Source organism: Mycobacterium innocens (assembly GCF_900566055.1).
GTDB classification, from domain to species: Bacteria; Actinomycetota; Actinomycetes; order Mycobacteriales; family Mycobacteriaceae; genus Mycobacterium; species Mycobacterium innocens.
Map to the genome: position 1 here is coordinate 1 of NZ_UPHQ01000215.1, position 17,282 is coordinate 17,282.

14 protein-coding genes and 3 pseudogenes are annotated in these 17,282 nt (G+C 67.9%); 5 read left to right on the forward strand and 12 right to left on the reverse strand.

Going from position 1 to position 17,282, the window contains the following annotated elements; genetic code table 11:
• A pseudogene (locus tag EET03_RS20335) lies at positions 1-191 on the reverse strand (recombinase family protein); the annotation flags it as partial.
• Between the two features lie 46 nt (positions 192-237).
• Here EET03_RS20335 and EET03_RS33100 point away from each other — a divergent pair.
• Positions 238-339: pseudogene (locus EET03_RS33100) on the forward strand (hypothetical protein); the annotation flags it as partial.
• A gap of 6 nt (positions 340-345) precedes the next feature.
• Here the strand turns inward: EET03_RS33100 and dapC are convergent.
• A complete protein-coding gene (gene dapC, locus EET03_RS20345) occupies positions 346-1,440 on the reverse strand; it encodes a succinyldiaminopimelate transaminase (RefSeq protein WP_075541414.1) in 1,095 nt (364 codons plus the stop codon).
• 32 nt (positions 1,441-1,472) lie between these two features.
• On the reverse strand, positions 1,473-1,799 hold the full coding sequence (gene fdxA, locus EET03_RS20350; RefSeq protein WP_036400599.1) for a ferredoxin: 327 nt from the start codon (positions 1,797-1,799) through the stop codon (positions 1,473-1,475).
• A 271-nt stretch (positions 1,800-2,070) separates the two neighbouring features.
• Here fdxA and EET03_RS20355 point away from each other — a divergent pair.
• Positions 2,071-3,832 (forward strand): annotated as a pseudogene (locus tag EET03_RS20355) (oxidoreductase).
• Positions 3,833-4,052: 220 nt separating this feature from the next.
• Positions 4,053-4,385, forward strand: coding sequence for a hemophore-related protein (locus EET03_RS20360; RefSeq protein ID WP_063471391.1), 333 nt, complete (start codon positions 4,053-4,055; stop codon positions 4,383-4,385).
• A 57-nt stretch (positions 4,386-4,442) separates the two neighbouring features.
• On the opposite strand, the gene EET03_RS20365 is transcribed toward EET03_RS20360, so the two are convergent.
• Positions 4,443-7,037, reverse strand: coding sequence for a bifunctional FO biosynthesis protein CofGH (locus tag EET03_RS20365; protein ID WP_075541415.1), 2,595 nt, complete (start codon positions 7,035-7,037; stop codon positions 4,443-4,445).
• 183 nt (positions 7,038-7,220) lie between these two features.
• Between EET03_RS20365 and EET03_RS20370 the strand changes: the two genes are divergently transcribed.
• Complete coding sequence (locus tag EET03_RS20370) at positions 7,221-8,102, forward strand: PE family protein (RefSeq protein WP_075541416.1); 882 nt, start codon at positions 7,221-7,223, stop codon at positions 8,100-8,102.
• A 3-nt stretch (positions 8,103-8,105) separates the two neighbouring features.
• Here EET03_RS20370 and EET03_RS20375 read toward each other — a convergent pair whose 3' ends face one another.
• From EET03_RS20375 to EET03_RS20390, 4 genes are all read right to left on the reverse strand, one after another.
• A complete protein-coding gene (locus tag EET03_RS20375; protein ID WP_075541417.1) occupies positions 8,106-8,570 on the reverse strand; it encodes a hypothetical protein in 465 nt (154 codons plus the stop codon).
• A 92-nt stretch (positions 8,571-8,662) separates the two neighbouring features.
• Positions 8,663-9,559: an N-acetyl-1-D-myo-inositol-2-amino-2-deoxy-alpha-D-glucopyranoside deacetylase gene (gene mshB / locus EET03_RS20380; protein WP_075541418.1), complete on the reverse strand. Its 897-nt coding sequence runs from the start codon at positions 9,557-9,559 to the stop codon at positions 8,663-8,665.
• Between the two features lie 53 nt (positions 9,560-9,612).
• Positions 9,613-10,278, reverse strand: coding sequence for a PE family protein (locus tag EET03_RS20385; protein WP_082274472.1), 666 nt, complete (start codon positions 10,276-10,278; stop codon positions 9,613-9,615).
• Positions 10,279-10,398: 120 nt separating this feature from the next.
• Positions 10,399-11,703, reverse strand: coding sequence for an IS701 family transposase (locus EET03_RS20390; protein ID WP_075541420.1), 1,305 nt, complete (start codon positions 11,701-11,703; stop codon positions 10,399-10,401).
• 359 nt (positions 11,704-12,062) lie between these two features.
• Here EET03_RS20390 and EET03_RS20395 point away from each other — a divergent pair, with 359 nt between their 5' ends.
• Complete coding sequence (locus EET03_RS20395) at positions 12,063-12,668, forward strand: TetR/AcrR family transcriptional regulator (RefSeq protein WP_063471386.1); 606 nt, start codon at positions 12,063-12,065, stop codon at positions 12,666-12,668.
• 23 nt (positions 12,669-12,691) lie between these two features.
• Here EET03_RS20395 and EET03_RS20400 read toward each other — a convergent pair whose 3' ends face one another.
• From EET03_RS20400 to typA, 4 genes are all read right to left on the reverse strand, one after another.
• Positions 12,692-12,913, reverse strand: a complete 222-nt coding sequence (locus EET03_RS20400; protein ID WP_075541421.1) for a hypothetical protein — start codon at positions 12,911-12,913, stop codon at positions 12,692-12,694.
• Entirely contained in the window at positions 12,910-13,266 is a 357-nt protein-coding gene (locus EET03_RS20405) for a hypothetical protein (protein ID WP_075541422.1), read from the reverse strand. Before EET03_RS20405 ends, EET03_RS20400 begins: the two co-directional genes overlap by 4 nt.
• Before the next feature lie 89 nt (positions 13,267-13,355).
• Positions 13,356-15,245 carry an ABC transporter substrate-binding protein gene (locus tag EET03_RS20410; protein ID WP_075541461.1) on the reverse strand — a complete coding sequence of 630 codons (1,890 nt, stop codon included), beginning with the start codon at positions 15,243-15,245 and terminating at the stop codon, positions 13,356-13,358.
• Between the two features lie 100 nt (positions 15,246-15,345).
• Positions 15,346-17,220: a translational GTPase TypA gene (gene typA, locus EET03_RS20415; RefSeq protein WP_099193697.1), complete on the reverse strand. Its 1,875-nt coding sequence runs from the start codon at positions 17,218-17,220 to the stop codon at positions 15,346-15,348.
• Between the last annotated feature and the right edge of the window lie 62 nt (positions 17,221-17,282).

Consider the following 17,282-nt stretch of genomic DNA (forward strand, 5'->3'; position numbering starts at 1 on the left):
TTCTGGTCCGCCGAGGACACCCGCGCATACACCGCAGTGCGCGACCGCGACCCCGGCCCGCCGATAAACTCGTCGACGAGAATCAGCCGACCCACTCGCCGAGCGGGCACCGGCAGAATGCCAGAGCCGAACCAGCGATACGCGGTCACCCGCGCAACACCGTTGCGCTCAGCCCACGCCGCCAGATTCATACCACCGTTCCTACAGCACACCACCGACAACTACCGACCACTCACACCGCAACAGTTGGCAACCCCCGAGGGCCAGGCCATCCTCGAGCTGTTCCGCGGCGACAACCCGCTGGCGCTCACCACCCAGCTGCGCACGACCTGGCGGTGAGCCCGCTCAGCTGAGCCGCTGTATCGCGGCGGCGATGCGGTCGTCGGTGGCGGTCAGCGCGGCCCGGACGTGCTGCGCACCGCGCGGTCCGTAGAAATCACCGGGCGCCACCAGGATGCCGCGCTCGGCCAGCCATGCGACCGTGTCGTGGCACGGCTCGCCGCGGGTGCCCCAGAGGTACAGCCCGGCCTCGGAGTGGTCGACGGCGAAACCCGCCGAGCGCAGCGCCGGCAGCAGCGCGGCACGCCGGTGCGCGTACCGCTGCCGCTGTTGCTTTTCGTGGTTGTCGTCGTCCAGGGCGGCCACCATGGCGGCCTGCACGGGTGTCGGCACCATCATCCCGGCGTGTTTGCGCACCGCCAGCAATTCGGCGACCAGTGTCGCATCCCCGGCGACCAATCCGGCCCGGTAGCCGGCCAGCGACGACGTCTTCGACAGCGAATGCACCGCAAGCAAACCGGTGTGGTCGCCGTCGCAGACCGCCGGATGCAGCACCGACAGCGGTCCCGGATACTCGACGTCCCAGGCCAAACCGAGGTAGCACTCGTCGGAAGCCACCAGAACGCCTCTGTCGCGGGCCCACCCGACGACCTTGCGCAGATGATCGAGCCCGAGAACCCGTCCGGTGGGGTTGCTCGGGGAGTTCAGGTACAGCAGTGCCGGGGTTTGCGGTCCCAGCTGGGTCAGTGAGTCGGCTCGCAGCACCTGCGCCCGGGCCAGCCGGGCGCCGACGTCGTAGGTCGGATACGCCAGCTCGGGCACCACCACCACGTCGCGCGGACCCAGACCCAGCAGCGTCGGCAACCAGGCGATGAGCTCTTTGCTGCCGATCACCGGCAAGACCGCCGACTCGGCCAGCCCGGTGATGCCGTAGCGGCGGGCCAGCGCCGAAACCGCGGCCTCACGCAGCCGCGCGGTCCCCGCGGTGGCGGGATAGCCCGGTTCGGAGCCGGCGGCCGCCAGCGCTTCCCGGATCAGCGGCGCGACCGGGTCCACCGGGGTACCGACAGACAGGTCGACGATGCCGTCCGGGTGGGCGGCGGCCCGCGCCTTCGCGTCGGCCAGGGTGTCCCAGGGAAAATCCGGCAGGAACGCCGACACCCGGCGGCCAGGGTGTGGAGCTGCGAACCTGGTCAGTCTTCTTCGCCCTGCGGCGGCAGATCCTTGACCACTTGCGGGTCATTCTCGGTCATCCCGACCTTGGCCGCGCCGCCCGGCGAACCGAGCTCGTCGAAGAAGTCGGCGTTGATCTGCGTGTACTGGCTCCACTGATCCGGCACGTCGTCTTCGTAGTAGATCGCTTCAACCGGACAGACCGGTTCACAGGCGCCACAGTCGACACATTCGTCGGGGTGGATGTAGAGCATCCGGGCACCCTCATAGATGCAATCGACCGGGCACTCCTCGATGCATGCCTTGTCCTTGATGTCGACGCAAGGCTCGGCGATGACATATGTCACGGACGTCTCCTCAACGTGTACTTCAGCTACTGCTCGGTGCGGGGCTGCTGCTTGCCTTACCGCGGGCCGCTGATCGGCGAAGCGTTCGGTTACTGATACTAGACGTTGCACATACACGTCAATCAACTGGTACGCCGGTCAGGGCACGGCCGGTCTGCACCGCGCCGCACAGCGGCCGAGTGACATTTATGCTGCCCCGGTGGGCTGGCCCACGCGGTCGTCGCGCCGGCGACCGGTTCGATGAGCAGCTCGACTACCGCAGGAGTACCCGTTGACGAGCCAGTACCCGAACCTGTTGTCGCCGTTAGACCTCGGTTTCACCACGCTGCGCAACCGGGTGGTCATGGGTTCGATGCACACCGGGCTGGAAGACCGGGCCGGCAGCATCGACCGGCTCGCCGAGTACTTCGCCGAACGCGCCCGCGGCGGCGTTGGACTGATCATCACCGGCGGCTACGCACCCAACCGCACCGGCTGGCTGCTGCCGTTCGCCTCGGAGCTGGTCTCGACGGCGCAAGCCCGCAGACACCGCCGGATCACCAGCGCCGTCCATGATGCGGACGCCAAGATCCTGTTGCAGATCCTGCACGCCGGACGCTATGCCTACCACCCGCTTTCGGTCAGCGCGTCGTCAATCAAGGCTCCCATCAACCCATTTCGGACCCGGGTGCTGTCAGCGCGCGGTGTCGAGTCCACCATCGCGGATTTCGTGCGGTGCGCGCAGCTGGCCCGCGAAGCCGGCTACGACGGTGTCGAAATCATGGGCAGCGAAGGGTATCTGCTCAACCAGTTCCTGGCACCGCGCACCAACAAGCGCACCGATTCCTGGGGCGGCACACCGGCCAATCGCCGCCGGTTCCCGGTGGAGATCGTGCGTCGCACCCGCGCGGCGATGGGCCGCCGAACACATTCTGGCCGAGACCCCGGCGCGGTTGATTTCGATGGCCCGGCCGCTGTTGAGCGACCCGGAATGGGTGGCCAAGGCGGAGTCGGGCCGAGCCGCGGAGACCAACACCTTCGATCGCCTGCAACCAGGCCTGCCTGGACCACGCATTCGCGAAGAAAGCGGTGTCGTGCCTGCTCAATCCACGGGCGACACGAGACGACGTTGGTGTTGTCGCCGACGCGGCGCGCCCGCTCGGTGGCCGTGATGGGGGCCGGTCCGGCCGGTTTGGCGGCGGCGGTCAACGCCACCGCGCGGGGCCACCGGGTCACGCTGTTCGAGGCCAACGACTTCATCGGCGGACAGTTCGACCTGGCCCGCCGCATCCCGGGCAAAGAGGAGTTCAGCGAAACGATCCGCTACTTCTCGACGATGCTCGACAAGCACGGCGTCGCGGTCCGGCTGGGCGCCCGGGCGACCGCCGACAAGCTGACGGGCTACGACGTCGTCGTCCTGGCCACCGGTGTGGTGCCGCGCATTCCGGCCATTCCCGGGATCGACCACCCGCGGGTACTGACCTATGCGGAGGCGATCACCGGCGCCAAGCCGGTCGGGAAGGCCGTGGCGGTGATCGGCGCCGGGGGCATCGGGTTCGACGTCACCGAACTCCTGGTCACCGACCATTCGCCGACCCTGAACCTCAAGTTGTGGAAGGAGGAGTGGGGCGCCGCGAACCCGCCGGAAGCCCGGGGAGCGCTGGCCACGCCGCGACCGGCCCCGCCGGCGCGCGAGGTTTACCTGCTGCAGCGCACCAAAGGTCCGCAGGGCACGCGGCTCGGCAAGACCAGCGGATGGGTACACCGGGCATCGGTGCGGGCCAAAGGCGTCCACCAGCTTTCCGGGGTGAACTACGAGCGGATCGGTGACGACGGCCTGCACATCAGCTTCGGCGCGCACCGGCAGCGGCCCCGGGTGCTGGCAGTGGACACCGTGGTGGTCTGCGCCAGGCCAGGAGCCGGTCCGGGATCTGGAGGGCGCGCTGCGACGCGGCGGTGTCGACCCGCACATCATCGGCGGTGCGGCAGTTGCCGCGGAGCTGGACGCCAAGCGCGCCATCAAGCAGGGCACCGAGTTTGCCGCCCGGCTGTGACCCCCGGCAGGGATCGGATGGGGCCCGATTTCACTAAGCGTGAAATCGCCGTCATTATGGCGCTGACCTGCAGATAGTTACGGGGGGAAGGATCTTCTCGATAAGACGTTTGATATGAGTTAGCCCGCGGAGGCTGCTAATCTTGACCAAGACGGCAACCCGCTGGGCAGATGTCGTCGACGTCTTGTTGGCGGTGCAATAACTGGGAAGGTGTCCAAACATGAGGCTGTCGTTGAAAGGACTGACTGTCGCCGCCGGCGCTTTGGCATTGTCGCTGAGCGCTGGCGCTGGAGTCGCGTCCGCAGATCCGCTGGACGCGGTCATCAACACCACGTGTAACTACGGCCAGGTGATGGCGGCGCTGAACGCCACCGACCCGGGGGCCGCCGCGCAGTTCAACGCCTCGCCGATGGCGCAGGGCTGGCTGCATTCGTTCCTGGCCTCGCCGCCGCCGCGGCGCGCGCAGATGGCCGCGCAGGTGCAGGCGATGCCGGGGGCTGCGCAGTACGTCGGGCTGGTCGAGTCGGTCGCGGCGTCCTGCAACAACTACTGATTCTGAGCTTGCGGGCGTAGCGCCACGCAAGACTCCCATCCGGGGATCTTGCGTGCGTTACGCCCGCGCTCTTATGCGCTCTCGCGCGGCCAGCGAGGCGTAGGTCGTGGTGCGCTGGCGCGCTGGCCGGCCTATCCCCTCGGCGATGGCCACCAGTTCGGCGACGGTCTTGGCCGAGCCGTGTTCGGAGCCGGCCATCCGCGAGATCGTCTCTTCCATCAGCGTGCCGCCCAGGTCGTTGGCGCCGCCGTTGAGCATTGTCTGCGTGCCGACCACCCCCAGCTTCACCCAGCTGGTTTGGATATGGGCGATGCGGCCGTGCAGCATGATCCGCGCCAGCGCGTGCACCGCGCGGTTGTCGCGCTGCGTGGGCCCCGGCCGCGCCGCCCCCGCCAGGTATAACGGCGAGTTCTGGTGGACGAACGGCAGCGGGACGAACTCGGTGAAGCCGCCGGTGCGGTCCTGGATGTCACGCAGCACGTTGAGGTGGGCGATCCAGTGCCGGGGCGTGTCGACGTGCCCGTACATCATGGTCGACGACGACCGTAGCCCCACTTCGTGTGCGGTGCTCACGATCTCGACCCATAGCGACGTCGGCAACTTGCCCTTGGTGAGCACCCAGCGCACCTCGTCGTCGAGAATCTCGGCGGCGGTGCCCGGGATGGTGCCCAGCCCGGCCTCGCGCAGGCTGATCAGCCACTCGCGAATGCTCAGCCCGCTCTTGGTCACGCCGTTGGCGATCTCCATCGGCGAAAACGCGTGCACGTGCATTTCCGGCACCCGGGCCTTGACCGCGCGCACCAGATCGGCGTACCCGGTGACCGGCAGCTCCGGATCGATGCCGCCCTGCATGCACACTTCGGTGGCACCGGCGACGTGAGCCTCCCAGGCGCGATCGGCGACTTCGTCGACCGACAGCGAGTACGCGTCGGCGTCGCCCTTTCGCTGGGCGAAGGCACAGAACCGGCAGCCGGTGTAGCAGATATTGGTGAAGTTGATGTTGCGGTTGACCACGAACGTCACATCATCGCCGACGGCATCGCGGCGCAACGAATCCGCCAGCGCGACAACAGCTTCCAGCGCTGGACCGTCGGCGGTGGCCAAGGCGAGGTATTCCTCGTCACTGCAGCCGGCGGGGTCCCGTTCCGCCGAGCGCAGTGCGGCAAGGACATCGGTGTCGATGCGCTCGGGAGCGCGAGCCGCCAAATCGTGCACCTGCGAACGGATGGATTCCCAGTCGCCGAAGGCGCTGTCGAGGTCACTGCGAGCTTCGGTGCTACGGCCCTCGGCGTCGATCGCCGCGTTGAGATCCACCCGGCCGGCAGAAGCCATGTCGTCGGGCTCCTGCCACGGCATGCCCACCGGCTCGACGTCACGCGCGAAGCCGGTCGCCGGATCGGCAAGGGCCGCAACATGTCTGCGCACCCGCGGGTCGATCCAAGCCGCGCCAGCCTGCACATACCTGGGCTGTGCGGTCAGCCGCTGCACCAAGTCGTAGCCGGCCTCCGAGGTGACGGCGGCCAGGTCATCCAACGCGGGCCAGGGCCGTTCCGGGTTGACGTGGTCGGGTGTCAGCGGGGATACGCCGCCCCAGTCGTCGACACCGGCGGCGATCAGCGCCAGGCAGTCGTCCCGGGACACCAGATTCGGTGGTGCCTGAATGCGCATGGCGGGGCCGAGAACCAGCCGCGCGACCGCCACCGTCGCCAGGTAATCGTCGATCCCGGCGTCGGGAACCGCAGCCATCGCGGTGTGTTTCTTGGCCCGGAAGTTCTGCACGATCACTTCCTGAACATGGCCGAACTCCTTGTGCACCTTGCGAATTGCATGCAAAGTATCGGCGCGTTCGGCCAGCGTTTCGCCGATGCCGACCAGCAGGCCGGTGGTGAACGGGATGGAGAGCCGGCCGGCGTCGGTCAGGGCGCGCAGGCGCACCGCAGGGTCTTTGTCCGGGCTGCCGTAGTGGGCTAGGCCCTTGGTTTCGAACAACCGCCGCGATGTCGTCTCCAGCATCATGCCCATCGACGGCGCCACCGGCTTTAGCCGCGACATCTCCGACCAGCTCATCACCCCGGGGTTGAGGTGCGGAAGCAGTCCGGTTTCTTCCAGCACTCGTATCGCCATCGCGCGCACGTAGGACAGCGTCGAGTCGTAGCCGCGTTCGTCGAGCCACTCCCGCGCCTCGGGCCAACGGACCTCCGGACGGTCCCCGAGTGTGAATAATGCTTCCTTGCAACCCAGTTCGGCTCCGTGCCGAGCCACGTCGAGGATCTCGCCGGGTTCCAGGTACATCCCGGCGCCGCGGGCGCGCAGCTTGCCCGGAACGGTGACGAACGTGCAGTAGTGGCAGGTGTCGCGGCAAAGATGGGTGACGGGGATGAAGACCTTGCGCGAGTAGGTGATCGGCAGCCGGCCTCCAGGGCCGCGCCGCCCGGCCGACTCGAGACCCGCGTCGCGTACCCGCGCCGCGCTGACGCACAGGTCGGCCAGATCGGCGCCGCGGGCCGTCATCGCGACGGCCGCCTCGTCGAGGTTCAGCGAGACTCCGTCTCGAGCCCGCCGCAGCACCCGCCGCAGCGCCGACGCATCGGGTCTGGGCGGCACCACGGGGTGGGGCAGAGCTGCGGACTCCTGGCGCGAAGTCAGTGGCACGTTGGTACAACTTCCGTCCGCGCGTCAATGGTCCGGAACTCGGCGGGTGCCATATTCGCAACAGTAGCGGCAGGACCGGGCGCGCCACTGACCGGCCTGGGCTGCGTCTTGGGCGATCCACCACGATTCGCACCCGATCGCGATACGCTAGCCAGACCACGGTGGAACGGGGGTGCAGACGCGATGTCGTATCTGGCCGCGGCGCCGGAGGCGCTGGTAGCGGCGGCTTCGAATGTCGCCGGCATCGGATCGGAAATCAGCGCGGCCAACGCCGCGGCGGCGGTTCCGACGACCGGAGTCACCGCGTCGGCCGCCGACGCCGTCTCGGCGCAGGTCGCCGCACTGTTCTCGTCACACGGCCAGGTGTACCAGCGGCTCAGCGCGCAGTTGGCGACGTTTCACGACCAGTTCGCCCAAGCCCTGAGCGCCGGCGCCAACGCCTATGCGTCGGCCGAGGCCAACGCCGCCAAGACCTTGTTGGGGGCGGTGAACGCGCCGGCCGAGAAACTGCTGGGGCAACCGTTGATCGGGCCCACCGGCCTCGTGCCCAACGCGGTGAGCCCGGCGCCCAGTGCCTTATCCGGTGCGCTGGGCTCCAGCGCGCTCGGTGGGAACGCGGCGGCCGGCGCGCTGACGCTGCCGCCCACCGGCGGACTTGGCGCTCTGGCGGGCAACGGCGCGCTGCTGCGGCCCTTGGCCGGCGCTGCCGCGGCACCGGCAGCGGTCATCCCGGTGTCGGTGGCCACTGCCATCCAGAATTTCTATCTTTGGGCCGAGCCATGGGTGCAGTGGGGCTTCAGCGTCGCCTCCTGGGCGGCAGGTTGGGTGCCGTATATCGGGATCTTGGCGCCGCAGATTAACTTCTTCTACTACCTGTTCGAGCCGATGGTGCAGAGCGGCCTGTTCAATACGCTCGACTGGCTGGACGGGACGATCACCTTCAGTCAGGGGCTGAGCAACTTCTGGTCGGCCACCACGGCGTCGGTCAACCAGTTCATCAACACCGAGATCAGCTGGATCCGCAACTTCCTCCCGCCGTGGCCGCCGCTGCCCGGGCTGCTGTGACCGTCAGGGGTGGATTCGGCGTCGCCACAGCACCCATGCCGGCGGCGCGACCCCAGCCCCGATGAGGATCAACGCCCCGAAGGCCATCAGCCCTCGTCCACCCAGGACGACGTCGTCGCCCGGACCGCCCAGGCTCAACACCGCCACCGTCAGCAGCCATGTCCACAGCGGTAACGCGGCCACCCGCAGCGACGTGGTCCAACGTGCGGCCGCCCATACGAGCGCGGCATTGACCAGTCCACTGATCACAGCGCTGATCGGGAAGGGCACCGAACCGATGTAGGACGGCAGCAGCAGAGCACCGGCTAGTGCGGATAACACCCCGTCGACGGCCAGCAACGCCAAGACAACGACACGTATCGCGGGGTCGGTGGCGGTGGCGGTCTCTTCACCCGAGACGGCGCGCGGCTGAGTTTCGGTCAGGTTGGGACGCTGTCGATCTGGGAGAGGATCGAGCCGATGACCCACTGCAAACTGTCCAGCCGGTCCTGCCAATGCTGCAGGTTAGGGTCCAGGTCGGGGTCCATGCGAATTCCTTCCGTGGCTGCCTGATTGGCAGCCTACGTGCCGTAACCGGTGAAGCCCAGACCGGCGAGCAGATCTGTTTCCCAGCCACGTTCATCGCGGTCCCCCGCGACGCCCGCGGCGAGCACATAGTGCTCCTGAGCCGCGATCGGCAGCGCCATGTTGTTGGACAGGGCGCAGGCCCGGCCGGTCGGCCCGACGGTGACCTGGGTGGCGTGCGCCGCCAGCGCCGCGGCCTTGGCGGCCTGCGCATGCGAGTCCCCCTCGACGACCGCGTCGATCCGCTCGTCCGGAAAGGCGAAGGGCACGTCGTCCGGCGGCATCACCCACTCGGGCCGCAGGTCCTCGGCGGCCAGCTCCTGCTTGGCCGCGCGGAATGCGCTGAGCCCGAAGACAGTCCAGTAAACCTTGGGCACCGTCCATGGGTCGCCCGGAAAGTCTGAGGTGTCTGCCGCGGCCACTGCGGCGGCGGTGACTTTGTGGGTATGCACGTGGTCGGGATGTCCATATCCGCCGCCGGGGTCGTAGCTCACCACGACATGCGGGCGGACCTCGCGGATGACCCCGACCAGTGCTCCCACCGCCTCCCATTCGTCGGCATCGACGAATCTGCGCCTGCTGCGCTGCTCGGTGCCGGCCATCCCGGAGTCACGCCAGCGGCCCGCGCCGCCCAGGTAGCGGGGTCCGCTCACCCCCAGCAGCTGCAGTGCGGCGGTGAGTTCGGCAATGCGGTAGCCGCCGAGTTGATCGGCGTGGTCGGCGGCGAGTTGGGCCCAGCGGTCGCCTATGACCTCGCCCTCCTCACCGAGCGTGCAGGTGACGACATGGACCAGTGCGCCCCGGGCGGTGTAGTGGGCGATCGTTGCGCCGTTGCTGAGGCTTTCATCGTCGGGGTGGGCATGCACGAATAGCAGCCGCGGCGTCTCAGGCATCGGCTAGCACCCTAGCCCCCGGGCGCCGCGGCATCCAGCCCCAACCAAATGGCCTACCGCAAACGGACCGAACGCGCCCGGTCGTAGCGGCTTGTGACGAGACCGGCGAGGTCGGCGGCGACCATCAGGCTCTGGTCGAAAGCGTCTGCCAGACCGCCGATTTGACCGCCGTTGAAGACCTGGGCCCCGCTGCCGGTGAGCAGGCTGGAGGTGAAGTTTGCCGGTACCAGTGCGCCCACCACCGTGTTGAGAGCCTGCTCGCCGGTGCCCACCAGCAGGTTACCGACGTTGAAGCCGCGGTTGATCACCCCGTTGAGGGCACTGTCGGCGCCGAAGAACGGCTGCTCCAATCCCACCTCGTTGGTCACCAGCCAGCGGTCGAAGCCCAGCTCGTTGTTGACCAGATTGGTGTTGAAATTCAGTTGTGCGGCCTTCGAGAGTTGCTGCAAGGGGCTGCCGGCATACAGGTTCGCGCCGGCGTTCAAGGCCTGCACAAACTGGTCGTGAAAGCGCGCGGCCTGGGCGCCGAGCGCCTGATATGCCTGGCCGTGGGCACTGAACAGCGACGCGAGCGCTGCCGACAACTCGTCCAGAGCGGCCGGTATCACCCCGGTCGTAGCGGCTTCTGCGGCCGTATTGGCCGCGCCTATCGTCGAACCAATTCCCGCCAAATCCGTTGCGGCGGTTACACGTTGCGGTTCCGCTAAGAGAAAAGACACGTTCGGACTCCCCACAGCACTACTACCGGCCGTCCCGCCCCGATCGGGTGACCAAAGCGGAGCGTATCCCGATACGACCGCTTAGATTAGGTGACCATTTCCACAGCTTGAGTTTCGCGGTTACGCGGCGGCTGCGGCGCAGGCCAGTTCGTAGTCGCGGTATTTGTGTGGATCGGGCTGAGCTGCGGCAACGCCCGTAATTGGGGATGCGACAAGGGTTCTGCGGAGTTTGGCGAGTATGTCTTCGAAGGCGGGCTCGTCTTTCTGCGGGTAGCAGGGCTGGACCTCGCGGCGTGCGGCGAGGTCGTCTTGGTGGTATCCGTACAGCGTGTACCAGACGATGACGAGGCTGTAGACGCAGAAGCCAAGCGGCACGGTGCGTTCCACCGCGCGCCGCAGTCGGTTGCGGGCTTGGCCGATGCCGAGCAGTTGTTTGCCGGCGGCGATGGCAGTCTCGATCGGCCAGCGGTGCGTGTAGCGGGCCACGATGGTCTCGGCGTCGCTGTCGGTGTCGGTGGTGAAGATCGCCAGAGCCCTGTCGCCGCCGGGGTCGCGGACCAAGACGGTGCGGCCTTCGGTGTTGCCGAACGCGCCGTACCAGATTGCGTCGCACCGGGCGATCTCGACGGTGTCGGTGTGGCCGTAGCGGGTCAGTGTGACCGGTCGCCAGTCGGCGTTTGCGGCGAGGTCGGCGGGGTGGCCGAGCCGGTTTCCCTTGAGCCGGGGTCGGCCGCGTCGGCCGGTGTGCGGCGGGGCGGGCGCGTAGAGCGCGGCGTTGACCGGCAGCCGGGTGGTGATCGTGGTGTGCTCGACCAGCAGCGCCTTGCCGTGGTAGGCGGCGTCCCCGGCTCCGTGCAGGAGGCGGTTCGGAAACGCTTGGGCCAAAAGTGAAATCATCTCTCCTGCCAGCTGCACCGGGGAGGCGGTGCCCGTGCCGCGCCACAACCGCAACAACACCGGCAGGCACACCGGGCGCGTACAGAACGGCAGCGTGACGACGATGCCCACGATCACCCACCGGTTGCCGCGGCCGAGCGCGTTGGGGTCCTGGGCGGAGCCGTCGTGGGTCCAGAACGCGGCGTGCACCTTGGGACCCCAGCGGCGGAACAGGGTGTCGTCGATCACCACCGTGATCGGCGCCCCATCGGGCAGCAGCCGATCTACGATCAGCCGGGCCAGCACCAGCCCGATCGGGTCGACGTCCCAGCCGCGGTGGGAGAAGAACCGGCACGCCGAGTGGAACGACACCGCCGCGGCCATGCCCGCTCCGGCGAGCATCCCCACCACCGTGCGCCGGGTGGTCCGCGCCGCCAGCCCGGTAGCCAGCAGCGCGAACAACGCGAACGTCGATCCGCGGCGACACGCGGGGCGAAACACATCCAACAGCGAACGCCACGATGCGGGTAGGGTCAGGCCCGGAAGCATCGGCGGAACTCCATCTCGGGGTTGAACTTTCACAACCGTCGATGCTTCGTCATGCTTACGATCGGATCACGGCGACACGCCGATCACGTCACAAACACCCCAAAATTCACACGCGCCACACTGATCAAACTGCGAAACTCAAGCCACAGAATCCTTGGCAATAATGTGCTACTCGGGTAATCGGCCCGCCTCGGATCCGTGCCGAGGATGAAACCGCCTGCCGCTGAGAGCGTTACCGGCTGGATTCGGACGGGCCGGTTGCCGTCCCGCGGTCCGGGAAGCTGCCGCACGCCGGGCCGGATGCTGAACCGCCGGCTCCACGAGCAACAAATAGGAACGCGAGCGGCTACTATCACACCATGGCCCAGCCCACTCAGGACCGGTCGAACGTCCGCAGTCGCCGGCGCGGCGAAGTGCTCGAACGTGCGCTCTATGCGGCCACGTTGGCCGAGCTGGCGGCCGTCGGGTACGGCGGCCTGACCATGGAAGGGATTGCAGCGCGCGCTCATACCGGCAAGGCCGCACTGTATCGGCGCTGGGCCAGTAAGCATGACCTGGTCCACGCCGCCCTGCAGTACGCTGTGCCGCCGCTGGAGGACCCGCGCCCCGGCCGGTCTGCGCGGGAAAAACTGTTGACGGTTTTCACCGCTCAGCGTGATGTGCTGGCCGGTAAGACTGATTTTCCGGGCCTGGAAATCATCGGTCAGCTGATCCACGAACCCGAACTGCGCGCCATCTTCACCGACGCGGTGATAGCTCCGCGCCTGAAAATCGTCGAGTTGATACTGCAGGCCGCTGTTCGCGACGGCCAGATCGATGCGGCCATGCTCACCCCGCTGACGGCACGGGTCGGGCCCGCCCTGATCAACCAGCACTTCATGTTGACCGGAACGCCGCCAACCCGCAGAGAGCTGGAACTCATCGTCGACACGGTGATCCCGCGAAAGACGTCCTCGACGTCTTAGTTGCCGGCAACGGACCGCCGCCGTCAGTACGTTGCGCCGCCGACCTCGCCGCCACCGATTTCGCCGCCGCTGCCACCGATTTCGCCGGGGCGGCCGGTTTCGACACCGGTAGCGACATCGACTGGTCCGCCGCCGAGAACCAGGCCGACCAACTGGGTGTCGAGCATCAGTTTCTGCTGCACGGCACCCAACAGGCCGCCGACCTGACCGTCGCTGAAGAGCTGCCCATCACCACCGATGATCAAGTCGGCGTAAAAACCTGCCGGAGCGGGTGCGCCCAGGGTGTCACCACGCCGCCGGTCAGGCCGATCAAGTTGGCCTCCAGCATTGAGTTTTTGAGTGATCGCGCCCGCGATACCGCCGAGTTGGGCTTCGCCCGCCGCCGACCCGCCGACAAGCAGGAATGGAAGCCGTCCGGAACCGGTACACCCGAGACGGTGTTGACGAAATGCTCGCCGGCATACACCAGAGAGTTGGCGGCGTTGAAGCCGGCGTTGAGCACCCCGCCCAGTGCGCCGTTGCCGCCGGCGACCGCCTGTCCCAACGCGGTTTCACCGGCGAAATCCGTTGGTAACAATTTGCCACTCGGGCAATGCATGACGCTTTCCGCGGGCGGTCCCGTGATCGCGCGAAAAGGGCTACCGCATACCGCCACGGGTTTACCCGAAGGATGCGTCCCGAGATCTGCTATGGCCCGGTCTTGACCCAGTGGCCGGCGTCGCCGACGATGCCGACCGGCACCGCGCCGGACAGGCTGACGTTCCGCACGCTCGGGCCGGCGGCGACGATCGTGGTGTCCTGCAATATCGGCAGCACTGTCGACATATTCCACAGTCGCGGTTCGATTGCGGTGATCACGTCGTTGATGTTCTTGGTGCCGTTGAGGGCGGCGTCGATATGCGACTGGATGCTGCGATCGCAGATCCCGGTGAGGTTCGACGGCGCCTTGACCAGCGCGCCCGGATCGGGCGCCGGGCCGGGCTGCGGCGTGGGCGTAACCGTGTCGGGGGCCACGGTCGGCGTGGCGCCCGTCGGGGTAACCGCCGGCGAAGCCGGTGGCGGGACCTGGGTGGCCTGCAGCGCGGGACAGCTGTAACGGGAGGACAGCAATGCCGCCAGGTTTCCGCCGGCTTGATGCCAGCCGACGATTGCGTCAATCCGGTTGTCGTTCAACGCATCCCGGTAAAGGATGACCGGGTCCAGGGCCAGCACGGTCGCGTCGATCCCGACGTTGCGCAGTTGGTCGGCGGCCGTATTGGCGACCGCCACCGACGTCGGGTCGTTCGCCGCCACCCCGATGACCAATGACAGCTGTTTGCCGTCCTTACTGACCCGGCCCCGGATCACTTCGGGCGGCCCGGTGCTCACCGGTGTGGTCGAACCCGGTCCCGGCGGCGCGGTCGACGCCGACGTGTTGCTGTCGATCTCATACCCGGATGCCGCCAGCAACCCCAACGCGGTGGTGGTCGTCATCGCCGGTGGCGCGGTCGGCACATAGCCCGGGTCGCTGGGCGAGCGGATCTGCGCCTGGTCCAGGGTCACGGTGTTGTCGCTGCCGGCGCCCACCGCGGCCAGCAGGTCGATGTCCAGCAGCCCCAGGATCGCCTTGCGGACTTGCGTGTCGGCCAGCTTCGGCACGTTTGCCCGCAGCGTCAGCTGCATGACCCGCGGTGTCACGATCCGCGCGGTCCGCACATCCGGAATGGCCGACAACTGCGCGAAGGCCGCCGAACCGCCATGCACCTGCGCCACCTGCGTGTCGCCGTTACGCACCGAATCGGCCAGCGCTGCGGGCGCCCCGGCCCGCCGGAAGAGGATCAGGCCGGGTTTGGCAGGCGGCCCCCAGTACCGGTCGTTGCGGGCGATCAGGATCTCGTCGCGCTGCGGGTCGATGTTCTCCACCCGGAACTGCCCGCCCGTGACGGGCAGCGCCCGGGCCAGCCCCGCGGCGAAACCGCCCGGCACGTCCTTGACGATGTGCGCCGGCAGCAGGTTGTTGAACAACTCCCGCCAGGCCGGGTATGGCTGCGCGAAGGTCACCACGGCCTGCTTACCGCCTTCGAGCGATTGCACACCGGTGATCAGGTCATAGCCGGCCGGATCGACGACGCCCGGCTGGCTGACCATCTGCCGCCACAGGTACCAGAAGTCGTCGGCGGCGATGGGCGCGTTGTCGGTCCATTGCGCCTCGGGCCGGATCTTGTAGGTCACCGTAAACGGGTTTTCGCTGGTCACATCCGCCGACACCAGCAACGTCGGGTCCATCTCCCAGCGCGAACCGGTCGGCGAGCTGGCATCGGGCACCGGGCGGAAGGCGCTGGGCAACACCAGCGCGCTGATGGCGGCGTTCACCGGCGACAGATCCGAGAGCAGATGCGGATTGAACCCGGCGCCGATCGAGTCGATGCCCATGATGATCTGTGTGGGATGCGGCGGCGGGGGGGGTGTGACGTGCGCGGTATCCGTGCTCTGCGGCGCCGGCGGCGGGCTCACCGTGCAACCGGACAGCGCCACACCCAGCGTCGAGATCAGCACGCCGACCGTCACCAGGACATGACGGGCTCGGTGCAGCACGATGCTTAGGGTATCTAGCTTGCCCGCGAGAGTGACGTCACTGCGAAAAACCGGGCCGGATTTCGCAGTGGCATCACGCTCGGGCGAGCCGGGCGAACCCAAGCTAACCCCGGGCCTTGGACCGCGCCCGGCTGCGGGCCCGGGAGGTGGCATCCAGCTCGACCTTGCGGACCCGCACGATCTCCGGGGTCACCTCGACGCATTCGTCGGGCGCGCAGAACTCCATGGCCCGCTCCAGGTCGAGTTCGAGCGGCTTGGCCAGCGTCTCGATGACATCCGCGGTCGATGACCGCATGTTGGTCAGCTTCTTCTCCCGGGTGACGTTGACGTCGAGGTCCTCCGGGCGCGGATTGATGCCGACGACCATGCCCTCGTAGGTGTCCTGGCCGGGCTCGACGAAGAACTGGCCCCGATCGGCGAGTTGGAGCAGCGCGAACGGGGTGATGGTGCCGGACCGGTCGGAGACCAGCGATCCGGTGTGCCGCGCCCGGATCTCCCCGGCCCACGGCTTGTACCCGTCGAACACCGCATGCCCGACGCCGGTGCCGCGGGTCTCGGTGAGGAAGTCGGTGCGCCACCCGATCAGGCCGCGGCTGGGCACCACGAAATCCATCCGGACCCAGCCGGTGGTGTGGTTGGCCATCTCCACCATGCGCCCCTTGCGCGCGGCCATCAATTGGGTCACCGCGCCGACGTATTCCTCCGGACAGTCGACGGTCATCGCCTCGAACGGCTCATGCAACTTGCCGTCGATGGTCTTGGTCACCACTTGCGGCTTGCCCACGGTCAATTCGAAGCCCTCGCGGCGCATCTGCTCGACCAGCACGGCCAGCGCCAGCTCGCCGCGGCCCTGCACCTCCCAGGCGTCCGGCGCGCCGATGTCGAGGACCCGGATCGACACATTGCCCACCAGTTCGGCGTCCAGCCGGTTGCGGACCATGCGGGCGGTGAGCTTGTGGCCCGGCACCTTGCCGGCCAGCGGCGAGGTGTTGGTGCCGACGGTGACCGAGATGGCCGGCTCGTCGACGGCGATCCTCGGCAGCGCAACGGGATTCGTCAGGTCGGCAAGCGTGTCGCCGATCATGATCTCCGGCAGGCCGGCGACCGCCACTATGTCGCCGGCGACGGCCTCCTCGGTCGGATTGCGTTCCACCCCTTCGGTGGCCAGCAATTCGGTGATCTTGGCAGTAGCGGTGCCCGCTTCCCGTATCCAGGCGACCTGCTGGCCCTTGCGGATGCGCCCGTTGTAGATGCGGATCAACGCCAACCGGCCCAGAAACGTCGACGCGTCGAGGTTGGTGACCAGCGCCTGCAACGGCGCGTCCGGGTCGCCGCGGGGCGGCGGCACATGCTCTTCGAGGACCTCGAACAGCGGATCGAGGTTGTCGCCGTCGGGAACATGGCCGTCGAGCGGCTGGACGGTGCTGGCCACCCCGGCGCGTCCGGATGCGAACAGCGTGGGCAGGCCCAGCGCGTGCTCGGCGGCTGCGGCTGCTTCGTCGTCGAGATCGCTGGCCACGTCCAGCAACAGGTCGTGACTGGCCTCGACGACCTCGGCGATGCGCGCGTCGGGCCGGTCCGTCTTGTTGACGACGAGAATCACCGGCAAATGGGCGGCCAGCGCCTTGCGCAGCACGAACCGCGTCTGCGGCAGCGGCCCCTCGGACGCGTCGACCAGCAGCAACACCCCGTCCACCATGGACAGCCCGCGTTCCACCTCGCCGCCGAAATCGGCGTGTCCGGGCGTGTCGATGACATTGATCACAGTCACGGTGCCATCGGGCTTATGGCGGTGCACGGCGGTGTTCTTGGCCAGGATGGTGATGCCCTTTTCCCGCTCCAGGTCACCGGTGTCCATCACGCGTTCCTGCAGTCCGCCGCGTTCGGCCAGCGCGCCGGATTGCCGCAGCATGGCGTCGACCAGCGTGGTTTTGCCGTGGTCGACGTGCGCGACGATGGCGACATTGCGGAATGGCACGTCGGTGATTGTGGCAGCCCGGTGGCCGGTTCGCGAAAACCAGCATCCGGCGCTGTCTCGTA

What these genes read in the sequence shown, in the direction of transcription:
- EET03_RS20360 (WP_063471391.1), top strand. Translation starts at nt 4,053, where the DNA reads ATGAGGCTGTCGTTGAAAGGACTGACTGTCGCCGCCGGCGCTTTGGCA.
- EET03_RS20370 (WP_075541416.1), top strand. Translation starts at nt 7,221, where the DNA reads ATGTCGTATCTGGCCGCGGCGCCGGAGGCGCTGGTAGCGGCGGCTTCG.
- mshB (WP_075541418.1), bottom strand. Translation starts at nt 9,559, where the DNA reads ATGCCTGAGACGCCGCGGCTGCTATTCGTGCATGCCCACCCCGACGAT.
- EET03_RS20390 (WP_075541420.1), bottom strand. Translation starts at nt 11,703, where the DNA reads ATGCTTCCGGGCCTGACCCTACCCGCATCGTGGCGTTCGCTGTTGGAT.
- EET03_RS20395 (WP_063471386.1), top strand. Translation starts at nt 12,063, where the DNA reads ATGGCCCAGCCCACTCAGGACCGGTCGAACGTCCGCAGTCGCCGGCGC.
- EET03_RS20405 (WP_075541422.1), bottom strand. Translation starts at nt 13,266, where the DNA reads ATGCATTGCCCGAGTGGCAAATTGTTACCAACGGATTTCGCCGGTGAA.